Here is a 17,043-nt window from a genome sequence, read left to right as displayed (position 1 = left end):
TGTTTGGAACAAACAAATAAAGCTTTCCTTGCTTCTTTATCGCTCTTCGCCACTCAGACAGCGTAATATCCATGTCATCGAGCCAATACAGGATATTGGAAAATGCGGAATCAAAATGGCCGTCCTCAAATGGCAGTTTCTGGTTCAGGTCGCAAACCAGAGTGTTCCGGTAAAACGGCGCAAATCTTTTTGCCTTGTCTATCAGCCCATCCTTGTGGTCCACACCCCATTCAAAAGCATGCCGTAAGCGAGTTAAATCGGTTTTGAGCCGGATGTTCGTGTTCTGGTTGTAAATATCGGCTCCTGAATTGTAGTTTTGCAATTCTCCGACATCCATGAACACGTCATACTCGTCAACTGTTCCATCCGCCATGATAAAGCTCATGGTGCCGTCACCACACCCCAAGTCAACGGAACGCCCGGAGATGCCCCCATATTTTTCCATTAACAGGCAGTCAAAGGTGCGCCACAGGGCAGTCTCCGGCCGTAGCCAGTGGATTTGGAGTAACCGGTTAAGATAAGAATTTACATTTCCAGCCATTTAACCACCTCGAAAACTTCCGCATAATTCACGCCAATCCGCTGACCGGCATTCTCCGCCTCATTCTTGAAAAATCCGACCCACTTGCTGCTGGTGCGGTACATTTCCGAGGCATGTGATTGAATGGCTCGCTCCTTGACCTCCCACTGCTTGGTGATGTCAACGTAAAAATTCCCCCGGAACTCCATGGTGGAATGGTACCAATTACTTCGGTACATCAACATGCGCGGCACATGCCGGCAACTGTGCAGCGAGGCTTTGGCCACAGCTTGATGGTCATGATGGATATCGCCGACCCAATGCGCGTAGACTTTGTCGATTTTTTTTTCCTGAACAATTTTAAGGATTTCGATATTGAGTTCATCGACGAACTCAACATCCAATGTTTTAAACTTGCCGCAAACCATCTCTATTACGCCAAGTATTTTCATGGCAACCCGCGCCTCTCCAAGGGCAATTTCGCTGGACCGGACGGTTTGATTGTATTGATTGGTGAAGCCGGAAACCGTTGCCACATACACATAGACATTGTCGCCGTTTTGCGCGTGTTTTGCCAAGGCGCCGCCGCACCCCAGCTCCACATCATCGAAATGCGCGCCTATCGCCAGAATATTCATTGACAGCCTTTCAATATTTCCCTGGATTTCTCCACGCCACAGTTAAACAGCAGATCGATGCTGCTCAAATACGGAACAAATTTACCATAAAGCTGGGGATACGCGGGGGGAGTAAATTTTTGCCATACGACTTCAATCCCCGCTTCCCTGAAAGGAGCCGGATCGAAATAATCCCGCGCGCCTACGCCGGAACAGTAGTGCGTGGCGGAAACCTTCCGCAGCAAATCAACCAGCAATTCGTTTTTTGTCCCAACCGGATCCAAGCCGCTTGACCATACCCAGGGAATGCGCACATCGAGCAAGTCCATCAGCATTTCTATGGAGGCCATATTGAAATCGCGCAGCATGCGGAATGGTTGGGCGTACAAACGGTTTATCTCCGGCATCATTTCGGCAAAAAACGGGGCATTGCGATAATGCTGTTCGAGCAGGCGCAGATTATCACGCCGCCAGTCGGCGGTGGTGGAAAGCTCAATATCGTTAATCGCGGTATCGCGCGGCGCCTTTTTTACGCCAACGGTCAACCATTTTTCACCCTGTTCGGTCTTGATTTTGTCGCGGTGCGTCCAAGCCCGGCTGGTGCCATTTACAAATTGCACGTGATCCAGCGCGATATACATATCCGCATTCAGAAAGCGATGGAAGAACCCCAGATAGGGGGCAAAATCGGGTTGGTGGATAACCACCGCTTTCCTGTTCATTCGGTGAGTTCCAAAAGCGCGGATATTACGCGTTGTGTTCCTTGCAATCCGATATTGTTCATCCCGGCGCCGCTCATCCGTTCCAATGGCAAGTCCATCGAAAACAATGGCGCCGTCAACGCTTCATGACTCCCGGCGAAGACCGAACCACCCAGGCTCTGCAAAGCTTGGCCAACTGGTATCTCAAATCGCTCATTGGCGATCACCACGCAGGGCAAGCCGGATGCATTAGCCTCGAACGGGGTGATGCCGCCGCCGGTAATCGCCAGGTCATGCCGGGCAAATTCCTCAATCAGCGAAGGAATGCCACGCTTTACGGTAAACGCCGGTGTCAACTCGTGCTCTAAAAGATCATTGTGCATAAACGCCGGTCCTATAACAATGGTGGCGGCCAACCCCATTCCCTTAAGCAGCCGAACCACCTTAACCGTCACTCCGTAGGTATCGCTACCACCCAACGTCACCAGTATGCTGGAAAGCCGCTTGCGCAAGCGCCGGTAATCGGCGATTTGCGGGTTCAGTATCAGATAGTCCGCGCCGCGCAACAACTTGCCGCCCGCAAGCCGCTCTTGGGCATCAAAGGCCAGCGCGGCAATGTGCATATCCGCCAACTCCGCTCCCGTCCCCCGGTCATCGAATGTCACCAACGGAATGCCGGCCGCTTTTACTTTTTCCGAATGACGGACGTCGGTATCGAGGCGGTCATCGATCCACAACAGTATGCCATCCTGCCGTATCAGTTGTGCTTCCCAGTTGCCCGTGAGGTCCTCAAGGTCCACTGTCCGGTGCGGCGACTTTCTCTCAAGGAGGATTTGACGGGAAGGAATGTGATCGTTCACATAAAACATGCAAGGTATCCCCGCATTCGCCAGTCCATCCGCCAAGTTCAATGCGCGGTAGAAGTGCCCCATGCCGCGCGCATGGGAACTTTCTATGCAGAGTGCGAACATAGCCGAATCGCCTCTTCAGTGCCTATCCAACGGTCTGGATCGTGTCCGGCAATGGCGCAGGCGCGCCGATAATCGTCTTTGGTATCAACCGTCAGGCGCAGATCGGGGCGGCGTTTGGTTGCGGCCACTTCCAGCGCGCAAATTTTGAAACTGCCGGGGTTCTCCTGAATAAATTCGTTAACATGTTCGCGGTGATTAGACGCATGGCCTTCCCGCGCACTTTTTTCCAAAGCGGCAAAAGTAAAAATCTCCGCCCCCACGCCCAGCGGCATGGCGCCAAAAGAGTGGGTGTAATCGTTATGCTGGGCCAAGTGGATATCTATCAATCGCCGCAACTCTTCCATATCGGTGAACGGATTGTCCGCCGTCAGCCTCACCACATGCGCAAAGCCGCATTCACGGGCGCACTGGTAATATCTGTCAAGCACATCGGTTTCGCTGCCGCGAAATACCTTCACGCCCCTGGAAAGGCAATGCAGGGCGATGGCATCGTCCTGCGGCAGGCCGCTGGTGGCGACCACCACCGTTACCGGGAAGTTCAGCAGGGACAATCTGCCCAGCACATGATCCAGCAACGCCTTGCCCGAAATGGGCATCAATACCTTGCCGGGCAAACGGGTCGAACCCATTCTGGCTTGTATGATGACGCCAACACTCACGCCAGATCAGCCCAAGTCAGCACGTCGTCTTTTTTCATGTCAGCGGCCACCGTCCGCCCGACGACTTGGTCGAAATATTTCGGGCCGATGCCGTAACCGGGCCGTTTGACGGCGATGTCCTGTTCGGTCAAACGCTCTCCCGCTTTCACGTTGCGATTCAGCACTACGCTCTTGCGGTTGTTGCGCCGTGTGACCTTCTCGCTGTCGGCGGGCCGCTTGATCCCGGAGCCGCGCATGGTCTCGAAGTTGCGCACCGCCTCCACCAGCCACCTCATTTCCCCCGGGTCGGCGGAAAGCATGTGATCCGGACCATCGGCCTTTTTGTCAAACGTGAAGTGTTTTTCAATCACCCGCGCACCCATCGCCACTGCACACAAGCAGGCAACCGGCGACAGGGTATGGTCGGAGTAACCGACGTCCAGTTGCGGGAACGCCTGCATCAGCGTCTGCATGGCGGCTAAATTGACGTTTCCCGGATGGGTCGGATAGCTTGTGACGGCGTGCAGCAAAATCAGATTTTCGTTGCCTTCCGCCAAAATGGCATCAACCGAATCGCGTACTTCTTCCAGCGTACACATGCCGGTCGAAAGCATAATCGGCTTGCCGGTACGCGCCACATGGCGCAGAAAAGGCAAGTTCACCGCATCGTCCGAACCGATTTTGTGTGCGCCGACACCGTATTTTTCCAGCATATCCACATCGGTTGCGTGCGAAGGCGTGGAAAACCAGTCCAAGCCTTTGGATTCGGCATAGTCAAAGACTTTCTTGTGCAAACTCTCACTGATTTCGAACTTCTGAAACATCTCATACTGGGAAACAATCCCCGTGTTCTCCATATCAAAAATGGCACGGGTGCTGGACAACGTATCGGCGCGATAAGTCTGTAGTTTGACCGCGTCCACACCGCATTCCGCGGCGGCGTCAATCAGGCGGCGAGCTTCGTCAATGGCGGTGAAATTGCCGCCGATCTCCGCAATGATGTAGCAACGATCCGCCGTGTATTTCTTGAACATGGTGAAAATTATCCTCTGGGTTCAGTTCTCACAGGTTTGCCGCCTATTTACCTATCACCTGGCTGCGGTTCACATAATTGCGCACGATGAATGTGCGGTCGCCCAACTGCGCCTCCTCGTCATTGGTCAAGCGCGGCAGATAGCACTTGCGGCATACGGCACTTTGCAAAAAACCGCGCGGCTGTTTATGCATTTCGCGCACCGCCTCCATTTTCTCGCCGTGCCACACCTGATGCACGGTTTCCCGCTTGATGTCGCCGATCACTTCGCGGTTTTCCTCATCATTCGAGCACTTCATCACCAACCCGTCAGCCCCTATCACCAGCCGCTGATATTGTTGCGGACATGTAAAATTATCCAGATATTCGATATGAGAGTCATTGGACAGATAGTCAATTAAAGGATTGAACGCAACCAAATCGGAGTATGGAGCAAACGCGCGGTAATAGGCCTCTGGGTTATTGGCAATCGCGGGCCAGATACCTTGAATTTTAATCACCGGGCGTCTGAGGTTATGGTCGTCCTTGTATTTCTTAATCGCCTTGATCTTGTCGAACAGGTCATTAAATTTAAGTGGCTTGCGGATGCTCTCATAAGTCTCCCCAAGGCCATCAATTGAAATGGTGATCCAGTCAATGCCCGCATGAACCATTTTTTCAAAATACGGCAACGTCAGCTTGCCGCCATGAGTTAAGAAAGAAACCTCCTTAATCCCCCGCTCCTTGGCATAAGCTATACATTCAATAAACTTGGGATGCAGGGTAGCCTCGCCACGCAAACTCAGCCGTATTGCCGGAACCTTGCCGCCGATTTCATCGATAATCCGCTTATACAGATCAAAGTCCATCCGGGTGGTGTTCACCACCTTGCTGAATTCATCAGTTATGGTGTAGCACATCGGGCAAGCCAGATTGCAAACCGATGAAAGCTCTATATCCACCAGCAGGGGATATTCGGATACATGCTGCGACTTGGCAAGCGCAGCCCATTTGTTTCGGTAATCCGTATATTCCGCTTCCCAGCCATCACCGCGGCATTGCTCGAAATGCGTCTCCCGTTCCGGAGTATCCATTGAATAATTGCCTTTGTTGATCGGTACGTGCCGGTCGGTCATGCGATATGCTCCCCGCTAAAGATCATGGTCTTAATACCCTCTTCCAAACTGTGTCGTGGATGCCAGTTCAATTCACGCACGGCTTTGCCAATGTCCGCGTATACATCCGAAATTTCATTTTGCCGGGGAGCATTTTCGCTCACGACAGGCAGCGATGTCCCCGCGACGGATTGGATGACATCGACGATTTCACGCACACTGAACGAGCTGCCGTAACCGATGTTGTAGACATGGAATCCCGGCTTCGGACCGATCGTGCGGATCAATGCATCAACCAAATCATCCAAGTAAAGATAGTCCCGCCGGGGAAAAAGGTCTTTAAGGCGAATGGGTTTTCCGGCTTTTATCTGCGCCATGATTTCGGGAATCAGGAAGTGTCCCTTCTGCCCCGGCCCGTAAATATTGAACGGACGGATGATAGTCAGGGGAATCGCAAAATGCTCGGCATAAAATCGGCATAGGGATTCAGCGAGGGTTTTCGACAACGCATAGGGATTATTTGGCTCAATCCTGTCGGTTTCCTTGACCGGCAATGAGGACGGTATGCCGTACAAATAAGCGCTGACATAAGTCAAAGGTATTTTTTTTGCCCGGCACAGCTCCAGCACGTTCAGGGTGCCGACAACGTTCACCCGCTGAAAATCCGCCGGCTCCCGCCATGCGTCAGGCACATAGGTCCGTCCGGCAAGATGAAATACAAAATCCACAGGTAGCGCATCAAGCCGCCCCAAGGTGGCAGGGTCGGCGATATCGCCGTCCTCACTCCCCAGCGCACGCACAGAGTGGCCTGCATTTTCCAAGAAGCTTATCAGTCGCCGCCCGATGAACCCCCCAGCGCCGGTTACCAGTATGCTTTTCATTTATTCGCGGAGAAACCGTGCACGCATGCTCTCAAATTCCTCAATGGCCTGAGCGTAATCATCCGGCCGGCCAATATCCAGCCAGTAGCCCCCGAATCTGCGGACCGCGGCATTTTGCTTTGCGGCAACAAGATCGTGCATAAGGTGGTCGAATCCATAAGCACTAACAGATGGAATAAAACCAAGCGCGCGCCTTGACATCATATAGACCCCCATGCTGACCTCATAATTCATTCGCGGCTTTTCGCGCAAGCCAATCAAACGGCCATCACGGGTCTCTAACACGCCGTAATCGATGAGTTGCTCCCGGATATATGAAGAGATGGTAAAAATGTTGTCCGCCCGAACGTGGGCATCATGAAAATCAAGATAATCGAGATCGGTAAGAACATCCCCGTTCATCACTAAAAAATGTTCCGGCAAGTCCTTAATCAGCAGAAGCGGCCCCATGGTGCCAAGCGGCCTGTCTTCAAGCGAATAATCAATGCGGATGCCCCATTTCCCGCCATCCCTGAAGAACGCCTTGATAATTTCCGCTTGATGGTTGACCGCCATGGTTATATGGCTGAAACCAGCGGCAACAAGTTGCTTGACGATCACTTCGAGAATGGGGAATTCACCAATTGGCATCAGCGGTTTCGGCAGAACAACCGTATAGGGACGCAACCGTGTGCCCTTTCCCCCCGCGAGAATCACTGCACGTCTAGACATTATAGATATCCGCTTTATAGCCAATAAGATCGACATGCCGTTTAAACCAGTCAACGGTTACTGCCAAGCCTCGCCGAAAGCCCTCCAAGCCTCCATACTGTGGTTGCCAACCCAGCAACTTACGAGCTTTCTCATTAGATGCCCACAGCCGTTCCACCTCGCTCCTTTCGGGCCGGAGGCGCTGCTCATCGGTCAGTATCTCGATTTCAGCACCCATTACCTCCGCAATGACCCGGGCAGTGTCGCCGATGGAAATCTCAAAATTACTGCCGAAGTTAACCACTTCGCCCAACCCCTGATTGGAATTCAGGGCGGCGATGAAACCCGCTACCGTGTCCTGCACGAAGTTGAAATCCCGTGTAGGCGATATCGCGCCGAGCTTGACCTGGCGCCGGCCGTTGGCGATCTGGGTAATGATGGTTGGAATCACGGCGCGGGCGGACTGGCGCGGGCCATAGGTGTTGAAGGGCCGCGCAATCACCACCGGCAGACCGAAGGACGTGTAGAAGGAATAGGCCAGCTGATCCGCGGCAATCTTGGTGGCCGAGTACGGAGACTGCCCCTGCAAGGGGTGCTCTTCGGTAATTGGCACGAAACGCGCCGTGCCATAAACTTCGCTGGTCGATGTGTGAACGACTCTTTTGACGCCAAGCTCGCGCGCCGCTTGCATCACATTCAGCGTGCCTTTGACGTTGGTATCGACATACGTGTCGGGTGAGTGGTAGGAATAGGGAATGGCGATCAGGGCGGCCAAATGCAACACCGCGTCGCAACCCTTCATGGCCTCTTTCACCCCATGCGGGTCGCGGATATCGCCGGCAAATACCTCGAACTGATTTTTAACGTCGGGCGCACAATGATCCAGCCAACCCCAAGAATTGAAGGAGTTGTAGAGCACGAATGCACGGACGTTATGCCCCTGACGCACCAGGGATTCAGTCAGGTGCGATCCGATGAAACCATCGGCGCCGGTAACAAGAATACGTGAGTTTGGATTTGTTCGATTCATGTGTTTACCCAAAGCAGTTTATACCAATTGCGCCATAATTTCTTGGTAGGTGCCCGTTCGCTTAATGCCGCCATCACCCAATTCCACTATCTGTGTGCAGTTTTTCAGGGTGGTGAAACGGTGGGCGATAATGAGAATTGTGAGATCCTCGCTGAGACCTTCGATGGCTTGCATGACGGCTTGTTCAGTTTCGTTGTCCAGAGCGCTGGTTGCTTCGTCAAAGATGATGACATCGGCCTGTTTGTAAAGGGCGCGCGCTATGCCGATGCGCTGGCGTTGGCCGCCGGATAAACGGATGCCGCGTTCACCGACGAAGGTTTGGTATTGCTTGGGCCAGGTTCCGATGACTTCGGCAATTTGCGCCTGTTGAGCCGCCTGCTCGACACGCGCATGGTTGATCTGGTCCTTGGGCACACCAAAAGCGATATTTTCTTCGATAGTGCTATCGGTCAGGAAGATGGCCTGCGGCACATGCGCGATATGCGCTTGCCAAGCACGGTGGTTGCGTAGCGTTATGGGCTGCCCATCAATTGCGATTACCCCCTCCGTAGGTTGCAACAGGCCCATGACGATATCGAGAAGGGTGCTCTTGCCGCTGCCGGTCGTGCCGATGAAACCCACACGGCTGCCCTTGGCGATCTTGAGGTTGACGTTATTGATTACCCATGGTGTATGGGGGCTATAGCGAAACGAAAGTTTTTCCAGGCTGATTGTGTGCCGGAACGTTAACGGGGCGGCAGCCGATTGATTGGCATAGTCGGGAAGGGGTTGATCGAGCAATTCAATTGCGTCTTGCAGGGAGGCTTGTCCGCCTTGAATGCCGGACCAAGAGACATACGCCAGCTGAAGCACAGGCAAAAAACGCTGAGCGCCGAATGCCAGAGCACCCAGAACAGGGATGGCCTTGACAATGCCATCCGGTTGCTGGGCAAGCGTATAAGCCAGACCAACGATAAGCAGCATACCCAGCGCTTCCATTACATATCGCGGGCTGCCGCTGATAAAGGAGCTGCTTCCTTGGGCAAGGCGCAGGGGGTGATCAGCGTTGCGGTAAATCTGGCAATAAGTGGCCTGGCTGCCATCAATAAGGACATCACGAATGCCGCCTAACCCTTCTTGCAGCGATTGAATGACCTGTGTCGATTCGCGGGCGATGCATTGGCTATTACGTAATAGCCGATTCCTGGTAACCCGAATAATGACAACATAGATCAAAGCAAAACCGCCAAAGGCCGTTAGCGCGCTTACCGGGTCAACGGCCAATAGGGCGATCAGGATCGCGGCCAGTGTGACACTCGAACCGACAAGGTTGAGGATCATCAAAATGACGTGTATTACTCCATTCGTTTTGTTTGAGATGCCGTTGATGATCTCGCTGCTGTTGCGGGCGACGTGGACCGCGTATGGCTGATAAAGCGTACGGCGGTAGATGCTGATGCTGAGATCGGCGCCGGTCGCATAGGATAGACGTGTGTTGGCCCAGAGCAGCAACATGCGCATCGCGCCGGCCATGAGAGCCACCAGGCCAAAGGCAATGCAAAGGGGTAACAAAAGCTGATTTGCCTCGGTGAACCCTAAGAATTGGACGAATGGCTGGGCGGCTGGGTGTTCAAAAACGCGCCCCGGCGCGGTGAGCATACCAAGGAAAGGCAGTACAGCCCCCAGGCTGACGATTTCCGTGAACGAGGCCAGGATCATCAAAACGAGCAGGAGCCCGAACTGCCCGCGCCGTCGAACGCTGATATGGCGCCAGAGACGGCTTAGGAGCAGGGTGATGGGTTGAATGTTTAGCACCTGAATTATTCGTGGCAATCCAGGGCCTTGCGGCCATGTTTATTAGCCAGTCCATCAAGCTCGGCACTCTTGAGATATTCTCGCACCATTTTCTTCACTAGCGTGGCGCCCCCCCCCATAACTATACACATCTGAAAATACAGACGGGCGATGGCCTTTTCAAAACGAGATTTCCATAACTTTGCCCAAAATATCAGTCTGTTTCCCAATAACGAGATGATTATTGTTCTCCGCCGTCCACTCGGCGAAGCCGGGTTCGCAAACCAGAATCCTGTCGAACTCCAGTTTTTCAACATCGGAATATTGAAAAACGCCGGCTTCTTTTTCATAATTCGCGGCCGCGCCGCCATTTATGAGCTTGCCAACAAGCGTCAGCCCTTTGGTGCCCGTGATGTTAAGGACGGCGATGTCCGCCAACTCATTGCTCCCGGCCACAATAAGTTTTTCCCAGCCGTTGCGTTGGCATATCTCAAGATGCTCTTCGATCACTTTTTGCGCCACTTTATACGTGCGCAGAGTGTTGCCCAGATATTTTACAGTAAGACGGCTTTTTTCCGCGAACCCCTCCGGGGTGATGAAATAAATCCAACGCCTGGCGCTAACCTGCCGCGCCTTTACCCATCCCTTGGCGGCAACTTTGCGCATAAATGAGTTCACAAGCCCCGCGGCAATTCCGGTAAAGGCCGTTATTTTCTTTTCGGAAATATGCGGGATTTTTTCCACCAAACTAAATATCTGCATGATAACCGCGTCATCCGCCGAGGACTTCACGGACGAATATGGGGAAACCGGCCGTAGCACAAGTTTTTCTTTTTCCTGTTTGTCTTTCATTCGATTTTTTTGCGCGCCTCCGGCCTCACTGCTTGTCAAGCACCTTCAAATTACTCACATTTTCCACGCAAGCAACAAGGTTCAACCCGCTTTAAAGTGAATAAAGCGGTTTAAAATGGCTCCAATAAATCCGATTCAAGCTCGGTCACCAAGGCCCTCTTGAAAAGGTCAAGGGTAACTATAAAACGTCCCGTTTTGGGATTAATCCGGACAAATTGTCCAATCGCCCCGGCCAAAGGGCCAGCGACGACATAAACCCGCTCACCCTCTTTTAATTTGGAATATGGCAGATCATAAATCGGAGCCTTTGAAGAAGTCAATCTTTCAAGGGTTTGCACCTGTTCATTTGGAATGACAGCAAGGTTGCCGTTGTTTCGGACAAAGCCTAATACCCCTTTGTGGGAAAACATTATTTTGGCCTCGATAGCCTCCCATTTCGCCTCGATAAACACGTAAGTGCTCAATAAAGGCTTAGTTACGGCAACTTTCAGGCCGTTCTTTCTTTTCCACACTTCCATGGCCGGCACATTTGCCTGAATTCCAAACTGCTTGCGAAAGAAATCGGAAACGCTAAATTCATTTTGGTGCCGCACCCTTAGCGCATACCACCCTAAACCATTATTTACACTCATCCCCAACAAATCGCTCATACTATGAACATTATACTTTACGTGACGGAATTAGTCAATTAATTTCACTTTCCAGCAGACTTTTCATAATTCTCCACATTGGCTGTATATTTTGCCATATTATCTATCGGCACATTGCCAAAATTCCTTACACACACATACCCATGAAAAGGTCCGCCCCGCCGAGCCGCGCCACCAGCTCGTTATAAACTTTTCTTTTGGAAGGATGGTCGAGTCAGAAGCAGTACCGCCAGAATCCCAACCAGAAAACCAATGCCTGTAAAACCAGCAACAATTAAGCTGCGTCGGGGCTTAAACTTTACTTTAGGAATTACCGCTGGCTCAATTATGCGGAAGGAAAAATCATCCTGCGCTTGAGCGAGGATAATTTCCATGGTTTTCTGCGAGACGATTTCCCAAATAACCTTTTGCATCATTGTCAGAGGAGATTGTTGCAGTTGAGCGCTAGCCATCGCTATATCTTTTTTTGCCCTCTCGATGGTATCGTACTGGGAGTATCTGTTTATAGATTTCACTAACGTCTCCACGATTCTGGCGGATAATTCCGGAGACTTACTCGAAAAAGAGATGCGCAAGCCTGATCCCAACTCTTTAGTGGCTTTAACGATTGCCATATTATCGAGAAGCATGTCTACCGCATCATCCAGCTTGACGGTATCCGGATATATTTTATTTATTTCAACGGCGAGTAAGGGCAGAAGGTTAAACTCCTTGATCGTATATTCAGCAAACGGGCGCGTACGCATTATCGCCAGGTACACTTCGCTTTCATTCTCCTGCTTTCCGCCCCCGACGCTAACACCCAAAACAGAAGCAAGCCCCCCAAGTTGATTTGCCATAGATGCGGCCCCGCCGCCTCCAGAACCACCGATCTTCTTGTTTGGAATAATCAATATCTCCGACTTGTAGATATTGGGAAGCGATTTTGCGTAAACAACCCCTGCGATAGCGGCAATCGAAACAATTGCAAGAATGACGTATTTTCCCTTCCCCTTAAACAAAATTCCAGCGATTTCCAGAAAATCAAATTCATTTTCACCAGGATTATTTCCTTGGGGAGAAGAATCCGGATGCATGGCGAAGGGGCAGATCACGTTCTGAGTTGGTATTTTCGAGCCGGGTGAATCCACTTCCACACTCCACGATAATTTTTAATTTATCCAACGGTGACGAAAGAAATCATCATAACTCTCCGCTATATGATTTACGAATACTTCATAGCTTCAAGTGCTGAATGCCGCCCCATCTTTTCAGGCATCTTAGTTGCGTTTATTGGCCCTGAAGCCATCTTATTAAAAAAGAAACATTTTTCCCGTTTTGCTGACTTTATCAAATACATCAGGAATTTACAAAATAATTCCGAATCCCCATCCTTTTCACCCCCTGTGAATCCATAAACTTCATGCGGCATCCATCCTCCCCCTCAGTCCGGATTTAAATCCCATCGAAATGATGTGGTCGAAAGTCAAAGCGATACTTCGGGCAATAAAGGCGCGCACCGAAACCGGCTCACGTCTGGCCATGATCGCGCATGACAGTGAAAACGGCGCCCAACAAGAGCCAAAATACCGCCCCGAAAAACGGCCCTTCCAATACTACATGCGCGGTGGCGAAAACAGCCGCCACGATAAATCCCAGAAGCATGGCGAATGGCGTCAACCATGCCTCATAATTCCCGGCGGATGAACGCCACACACGGTACACGCCGTAAAGAGCCAGCGCCACAATCGCGGAGAATGCCGCGAACCCCTCCACCCCCATGCGCCGGAGAACGGTGAGATACGAATTGTGCAAGGCATGGAATCCGTCGGGATCCAACAGCAGTTCCCGTGAATGCCCGCCGAAAATGGGCGCGCCGAAGCCGATGCCATAGGGATATTCGGAAAAATCCCGCAGGGCGGCGGTGCGCAGCATTGAACGAGGATCATCGCGCGCCGGTTGCGACGTGAAAAGGGAGGAGAATTTGAATGTTTTGGCCATCGGGGTGATAATCAGCGCCAGCATAAACGCCATGGAGATGGCGATCAACACCTGCATCCGCGCGCGTTTTGCCAGAACCAAAATACTTAAAACGGATATCAGCAAGATAGCCGCCATTGCCGTTTTGCTGTAGGCGTAAAGAAGCACGACCACAAAAACGGCCGTAACATACGCCACGGCCCACGGACGAATTTTTCTGTCAAGAAACAACAGTCCGGGCAAAAGATACGCCGTGCAAATGAGATAATAAAAAGAGTTGCGCAGGGAATAATTCTTCTGTTCGGGAGTGACCGGAAAAGTGCCGTACAGGTAATTAAGCAGATCGCCTCCGAGATTGAAGAATGAGCCGGCAAGCATTGCGATGAAAAGCCGGTTGACATCCCCGGCATCCCGCAAGAAAGCCAGCGCCGCCACCGCGAAGAACGCGTAATACACTATGGTGAAATCCCGCACTATCGAACCGAGCGGCCAATAGCGGGCCGAAAGCCAAAAGAACACGAATCCAATTCCCGCATACAGGCCCAACGCCAGCAGCGCCGCGCGGCAGTTGCGCCACATGTCCGCAATCCGCGGCACCGCCGCCAGCATCAGAATGAGCAACACCCATTCGGTGATATAAAGGTTTGCGGGGCCTACCTTAAGCGCCGTGTAGGTAAAATCGCGATGGCCCAGGGCGAGCAGAAAAACGAAGACCTCCAACAGCCGGCGCGGCGCGGCAAGCCCCAGCAGTGAGAGACTGAATACATACCCCCCGAAAACGCCGGCCGCGCCAAAACTTCCCAGCAAATTCCCCGCGAACAGCAGCGCCGCGGCCGCGCCGAACCAAAGCCATTCCCGGTAACGTTGCGGCGCCAGCAGCGCGGCCGCCCTTTCCCCCATGGTGACGAGCGGTTGAACGATGCCGCTCATGCACCGATATCCTGCCTCGAAAACTTGTTCACGGCCTTCACCATTATCCCGGCGGTAATGAGGCCGGATACGATAAGCTTGGTTATCAGCAAGGAGGCGCTTAATGACTGCCGGAAAAGCAGCCCCCACCCGTCCATGTACGACGTCGGAAAGAGGAAACGGATTTCCGCGAATAGCGGAGTTTCGCCAAGCGCGTAGAAAATAAAATAACCGATGACGGAAATGCTGATGACCCAGGCCGGCTCCGGCTTAATAAGCGAAAGCCACGCGGTAATAGCGGCAATCGGCATGAGGGAAAGAACCGCGACCGGCGCCACCGCGGCGAATAACATGACGGCGCCATCCCCTTTTATCATCAGGTTGCCGCCGGTGAAGCCAAGCAACTCCGAATCCAGCACCAGATTTCCGTAACCGGTGAAAATGCATCCGACCGCCAACGTCAGGAGAATAAAGCCGAAAATCGCCACCAGCAGATAACCGGCCACCACCGCCATTTTAGCGGCGAGCAGTTGCCAACGCTTCACCGGCATCAAAAGGGCCGTCTTTATCGTGCCACGGCTGAATTCCAGGGCGAATACGTGTGTTGTCACCGCCGCGGTGAGCGGGGGAAAGATAAAAATAAAAGCGAAGAAAAACGAGAGGTATGTAAAACGAAGCCCGTTAAAACGCCCCCTGTCTATCACTTTGTCCTCCAGCGATGATGCATCGGCAAGCCAGTGGATACGCTGGGCCAGCCGCTCCATAAATGAATCCTCCGGCCTGAATTCCGGAGGCCCGGGGGGCAACACCTCCGCGGCGGAGGCCGTGCCAAGGAAAAAATCCGGCAGAAAAGATTCGTCCGCCGCGGGGGGCGTGGCGGGAGCCGCCGGCTGATTTCCCCTATCACATGGCGAAGACGGCATCGGCTTTGGATTGGCCAGGCTGTGCAGCAACGTCCCGAAGAAATCGAACCTTTTGCCGCCACCGCCCTTTATGGTCCGCTCCTCGACGGGCAGATCCTCCTCGGCGGTCGGTTGCAGAATGGTTCCCTTGGCCTCCCGCGAAAGGTGCAAGACATTCTCCACCATGTGCTTGGCCGCGGAATAGGCGTAAACCACCGCCGAACCGCTGTAGCGGTTGTTCATCGACGCGGCCTCCGCCGCGGTCACCCCGTTTTTCGCGGCGTACACTTCGAAGCCGACAAGCATCAGGGCCAAGTAGAGAATCGCGACGAGCGGCGCCACCCAGAATACGGGGGCCTTAAACAGCTTTTCGGCTTCGATAAGCAGCATTCTTTTAAATCGCATGCGGCGGTTCATCTCCCTGTTAAACGATTTAACGTTCCGGCCATTATACTGGAGCGGCGGAGTCAACGGGCCTTTTTCTGGATTTTCAGCGCGCGAATTGCCGTGGAAAACATGAAAGCGGGCTTACCGCGGCATTCGCTGGATGATACCGCAAACTCCCGGGCGCTCCGGCCTTATGCGGTGCGCCAGATGCCGCGCGTATCGATAACCGTTTTTCCCGCCAGCTTCGCCCGATCAAGGTTGATGAACACCTTGTGGTTCACCAACAACAACACAATATGCGCGCGGCCAATGGCGTCGTCCAACGTCGTTTTTTCAATGTTTTTTAAATCCGCCAGAGCGCGGGGAAGTTCCTTTATATGCGGCTCCACAACCAGAAGGAAACCGGTATCATCCTCGGCGAGATGTTTCACGATATCCACCGCGGGGCTTTCCCGCAGGTCGTCGATATCCGCCTTGTACGAAAGGCCAAGACAGGCGATAACCGGCGATTTCACCTTGGCCGCGGCCACCTTCACCTGCTGGATAATGTAAAGCGGCTTGCTGTCGTTTACTTCGCGGGCGGCGCGTATGAGCCGCGCCTCCTGTGGCGCGGATGACACGATAAACCACGGATCAACGGCGATACAATGTCCGCCCACTCCCGGCCCCGGTTGCAGGATGTTCACCCGCGGATGGAGATTCGCCAGTTCAATAAGCTCCCACACGTTAACGCCCAGCTTCCCGCAAATGATCGAAAGCTCGTTGGCAAACGCGATGTTCACGTCGCGGTACGAATTCTCGGTGAGCTTCGTCATTTCAGCCGTGCGGGCGTTGGTCACCACGCACTTCCCTTTTACAAAAATACCGTAAAACGCCTTCGCCGCTTTGGCGCACGCCGCGCTGATCCCGCCGATGACACGGTCGTTCTCGATCAACTCGCGCATGACATGGCCCGGCAACACCCGTTCGGGGCAATGGGCCACGCGAATGTCGGCCTGATCCCCGGCGGCGTCCGGAAAAGAAAGGTCGGGCCGCAGTTTCTTCATATACGCGCACATGTCGTTGGTGGTGCCGACCGGCAAGGTTGACTCGAGGATGACGATGTTTCCCTTCCGCAACGATGGGGCAATTGATTTCACGGCCGCCTTGAGAAAGGTGACGTCCGGCAGGTGCCCATCCGTAAACGGCGTGGGCACCGCGATAATGAACACATCCGCGTCCTCCGCGCTGAGCGTGGCGCGCAGTTTCCCTTCCTTCACTACCCGGTGCGCGGCCTTTTCGATATCCGACTCGATGACGTGTATTTCACCGCGATTGATGGTATCCACAATCCGCTGGCTGACGTCCAACCCCACAACGTCGATGCCGTGGTCGGCGATAATAACCGCGGTGGGGAGGCCGATGTAACCCAAGCCAACGACCTGAACCTTGTTGAT

At 53.0% G+C, this 17,043-nt stretch carries 18 protein-coding genes; all 18 read right to left on the bottom strand.

Annotated elements, in window-relative coordinates; all coding sequences use genetic code 11:
* The coding region (locus HZA03_04220; protein MBI5637162.1) for a methyltransferase domain-containing protein at positions 1–541 on the bottom strand (541 nt) is incomplete at its 3' end.
* The gene (locus HZA03_04215; GenBank protein MBI5637161.1) at positions 526–1,158 is read right to left on the bottom strand and encodes a PIG-L family deacetylase; all 633 of its coding nucleotides are present in this window, start codon (positions 1,156–1,158) and stop codon (positions 526–528) included. The genes HZA03_04215 and HZA03_04220, both read right to left, overlap by 16 nt.
* Positions 1,155–1,859, bottom strand: a complete 705-nt coding sequence (locus tag HZA03_04210; protein MBI5637160.1) for a WbqC family protein — start codon at positions 1,857–1,859, stop codon at positions 1,155–1,157. The genes HZA03_04215 and HZA03_04210 overlap by 4 nt, the downstream gene beginning before the upstream one ends.
* Positions 1,856–2,707, bottom strand: coding sequence for a glycosyl transferase (locus tag HZA03_04205; protein MBI5637159.1), 852 nt, complete (start codon positions 2,705–2,707; stop codon positions 1,856–1,858). The genes HZA03_04210 and HZA03_04205 overlap by 4 nt, the downstream gene beginning before the upstream one ends.
* An 83-nt stretch (positions 2,708–2,790) precedes the next feature.
* Positions 2,791–3,468 carry a glycosyltransferase family protein gene (locus HZA03_04200; protein ID MBI5637158.1) on the bottom strand — a complete coding sequence of 226 codons (678 nt, stop codon included), beginning with the start codon at positions 3,466–3,468 and terminating at the stop codon, positions 2,791–2,793.
* Entirely contained in the window at positions 3,465–4,481 is a 1,017-nt protein-coding gene (locus HZA03_04195) for an N-acetylneuraminate synthase family protein (GenBank protein ID MBI5637157.1), read from the bottom strand. Before HZA03_04195 ends, HZA03_04200 begins: the two co-directional genes overlap by 4 nt.
* Before the next feature lie 43 nt (positions 4,482–4,524).
* The gene (locus HZA03_04190; GenBank protein ID MBI5637156.1) at positions 4,525–5,595 is read right to left on the bottom strand and encodes an SPASM domain-containing protein; all 1,071 of its coding nucleotides are present in this window, start codon (positions 5,593–5,595) and stop codon (positions 4,525–4,527) included.
* A complete protein-coding gene (locus HZA03_04185) occupies positions 5,592–6,455 on the bottom strand; it encodes an NAD(P)-dependent oxidoreductase (GenBank protein MBI5637155.1) in 864 nt (287 codons plus the stop codon). The genes HZA03_04190 and HZA03_04185 overlap by 4 nt, the downstream gene beginning before the upstream one ends.
* Positions 6,456–7,166: an NTP transferase domain-containing protein gene (locus tag HZA03_04180; GenBank protein ID MBI5637154.1), complete on the bottom strand. Its 711-nt coding sequence runs from the start codon at positions 7,164–7,166 to the stop codon at positions 6,456–6,458. It abuts the gene before it with no gap.
* Positions 7,159–8,175 (bottom strand): SDR family NAD(P)-dependent oxidoreductase, encoded by a 1,017-nt coding sequence (locus tag HZA03_04175; protein ID MBI5637153.1) that lies wholly within the window; start codon positions 8,173–8,175, stop codon positions 7,159–7,161. Before HZA03_04175 ends, HZA03_04180 begins: the two co-directional genes overlap by 8 nt.
* An 18-nt stretch (positions 8,176–8,193) precedes the next feature.
* A complete protein-coding gene (locus HZA03_04170) occupies positions 8,194–9,873 on the bottom strand; it encodes an ABC transporter ATP-binding protein (GenBank protein ID MBI5637152.1) in 1,680 nt (559 codons plus the stop codon).
* 255 nt (positions 9,874–10,128) lie between these two features.
* Complete coding sequence (locus tag HZA03_04165; GenBank protein ID MBI5637151.1) at positions 10,129–10,800, bottom strand: hypothetical protein; 672 nt, start codon at positions 10,798–10,800, stop codon at positions 10,129–10,131.
* Between the two features lie 110 nt (positions 10,801–10,910).
* Complete coding sequence (locus HZA03_04160) at positions 10,911–11,450, bottom strand: hypothetical protein (protein MBI5637150.1); 540 nt, start codon at positions 11,448–11,450, stop codon at positions 10,911–10,913.
* A 182-nt stretch (positions 11,451–11,632) separates the two neighbouring features.
* A complete protein-coding gene (locus HZA03_04155; protein ID MBI5637149.1) occupies positions 11,633–12,586 on the bottom strand; it encodes a hypothetical protein in 954 nt (317 codons plus the stop codon).
* A gap of 68 nt (positions 12,587–12,654) precedes the next feature.
* Complete coding sequence (locus tag HZA03_04150; protein MBI5637148.1) at positions 12,655–12,861, bottom strand: hypothetical protein; 207 nt, start codon at positions 12,859–12,861, stop codon at positions 12,655–12,657.
* 98 nt (positions 12,862–12,959) lie between these two features.
* A complete protein-coding gene (locus HZA03_04145) occupies positions 12,960–14,339 on the bottom strand; it encodes an O-antigen ligase family protein (protein ID MBI5637147.1) in 1,380 nt (459 codons plus the stop codon).
* Positions 14,336–15,625: an ABC transporter permease subunit gene (locus HZA03_04140; protein ID MBI5637146.1), complete on the bottom strand. Its 1,290-nt coding sequence runs from the start codon at positions 15,623–15,625 to the stop codon at positions 14,336–14,338. The genes HZA03_04145 and HZA03_04140 overlap by 4 nt, the downstream gene beginning before the upstream one ends.
* A gap of 173 nt (positions 15,626–15,798) precedes the next feature.
* Positions 15,799–17,043, bottom strand: a complete 1,245-nt coding sequence (gene wecC, locus HZA03_04135; GenBank protein ID MBI5637145.1) for a UDP-N-acetyl-D-mannosamine dehydrogenase — start codon at positions 17,041–17,043, stop codon at positions 15,799–15,801.

The sequence above is a fragment of the Nitrospinota bacterium genome (assembly GCA_016217735.1).
In the GTDB taxonomy this organism is placed as follows: Bacteria; Nitrospinota_A; UBA7883; order JACRGQ01; family JACRGQ01; genus JACRGQ01.
This window is presented reverse-complemented; position numbering and strand designations above follow the sequence as displayed.

Coding starts and splice junctions, on each gene's coding strand:
- HZA03_04215 (MBI5637161.1), bottom strand. CDS start 1,158: ATGAATATTCTGGCGATAGGCGCGCATTTCGATGATGTGGAGCTGGGG.
- HZA03_04210 (MBI5637160.1), bottom strand. CDS start 1,859: ATGAACAGGAAAGCGGTGGTTATCCACCAACCCGATTTTGCCCCCTAT.
- HZA03_04205 (MBI5637159.1), bottom strand. CDS start 2,707: ATGTTTTATGTGAACGATCACATTCCTTCCCGTCAAATCCTCCTTGAG.
- HZA03_04195 (MBI5637157.1), bottom strand. CDS start 4,481: ATGTTCAAGAAATACACGGCGGATCGTTGCTACATCATTGCGGAGATC.
- HZA03_04190 (MBI5637156.1), bottom strand. CDS start 5,595: ATGACCGACCGGCACGTACCGATCAACAAAGGCAATTATTCAATGGAT.
- HZA03_04185 (MBI5637155.1), bottom strand. CDS start 6,455: ATGAAAAGCATACTGGTAACCGGCGCTGGGGGGTTCATCGGGCGGCGA.
- HZA03_04180 (MBI5637154.1), bottom strand. CDS start 7,166: ATGTCTAGACGTGCAGTGATTCTCGCGGGGGGAAAGGGCACACGGTTG.
- HZA03_04175 (MBI5637153.1), bottom strand. CDS start 8,175: ATGAATCGAACAAATCCAAACTCACGTATTCTTGTTACCGGCGCCGAT.
- HZA03_04170 (MBI5637152.1), bottom strand. CDS start 9,873: ATGATCCTGGCCTCGTTCACGGAAATCGTCAGCCTGGGGGCTGTACTG.
- HZA03_04165 (MBI5637151.1), bottom strand. CDS start 10,800: ATGAAAGACAAACAGGAAAAAGAAAAACTTGTGCTACGGCCGGTTTCC.
- HZA03_04160 (MBI5637150.1), bottom strand. CDS start 11,450: ATGAGCGATTTGTTGGGGATGAGTGTAAATAATGGTTTAGGGTGGTAT.
- HZA03_04150 (MBI5637148.1), bottom strand. CDS start 12,861: ATGCCGCATGAAGTTTATGGATTCACAGGGGGTGAAAAGGATGGGGAT.
- HZA03_04145 (MBI5637147.1), bottom strand. CDS start 14,339: ATGAGCGGCATCGTTCAACCGCTCGTCACCATGGGGGAAAGGGCGGCC.
- HZA03_04140 (MBI5637146.1), bottom strand. CDS start 15,625: ATGCGATTTAAAAGAATGCTGCTTATCGAAGCCGAAAAGCTGTTTAAG.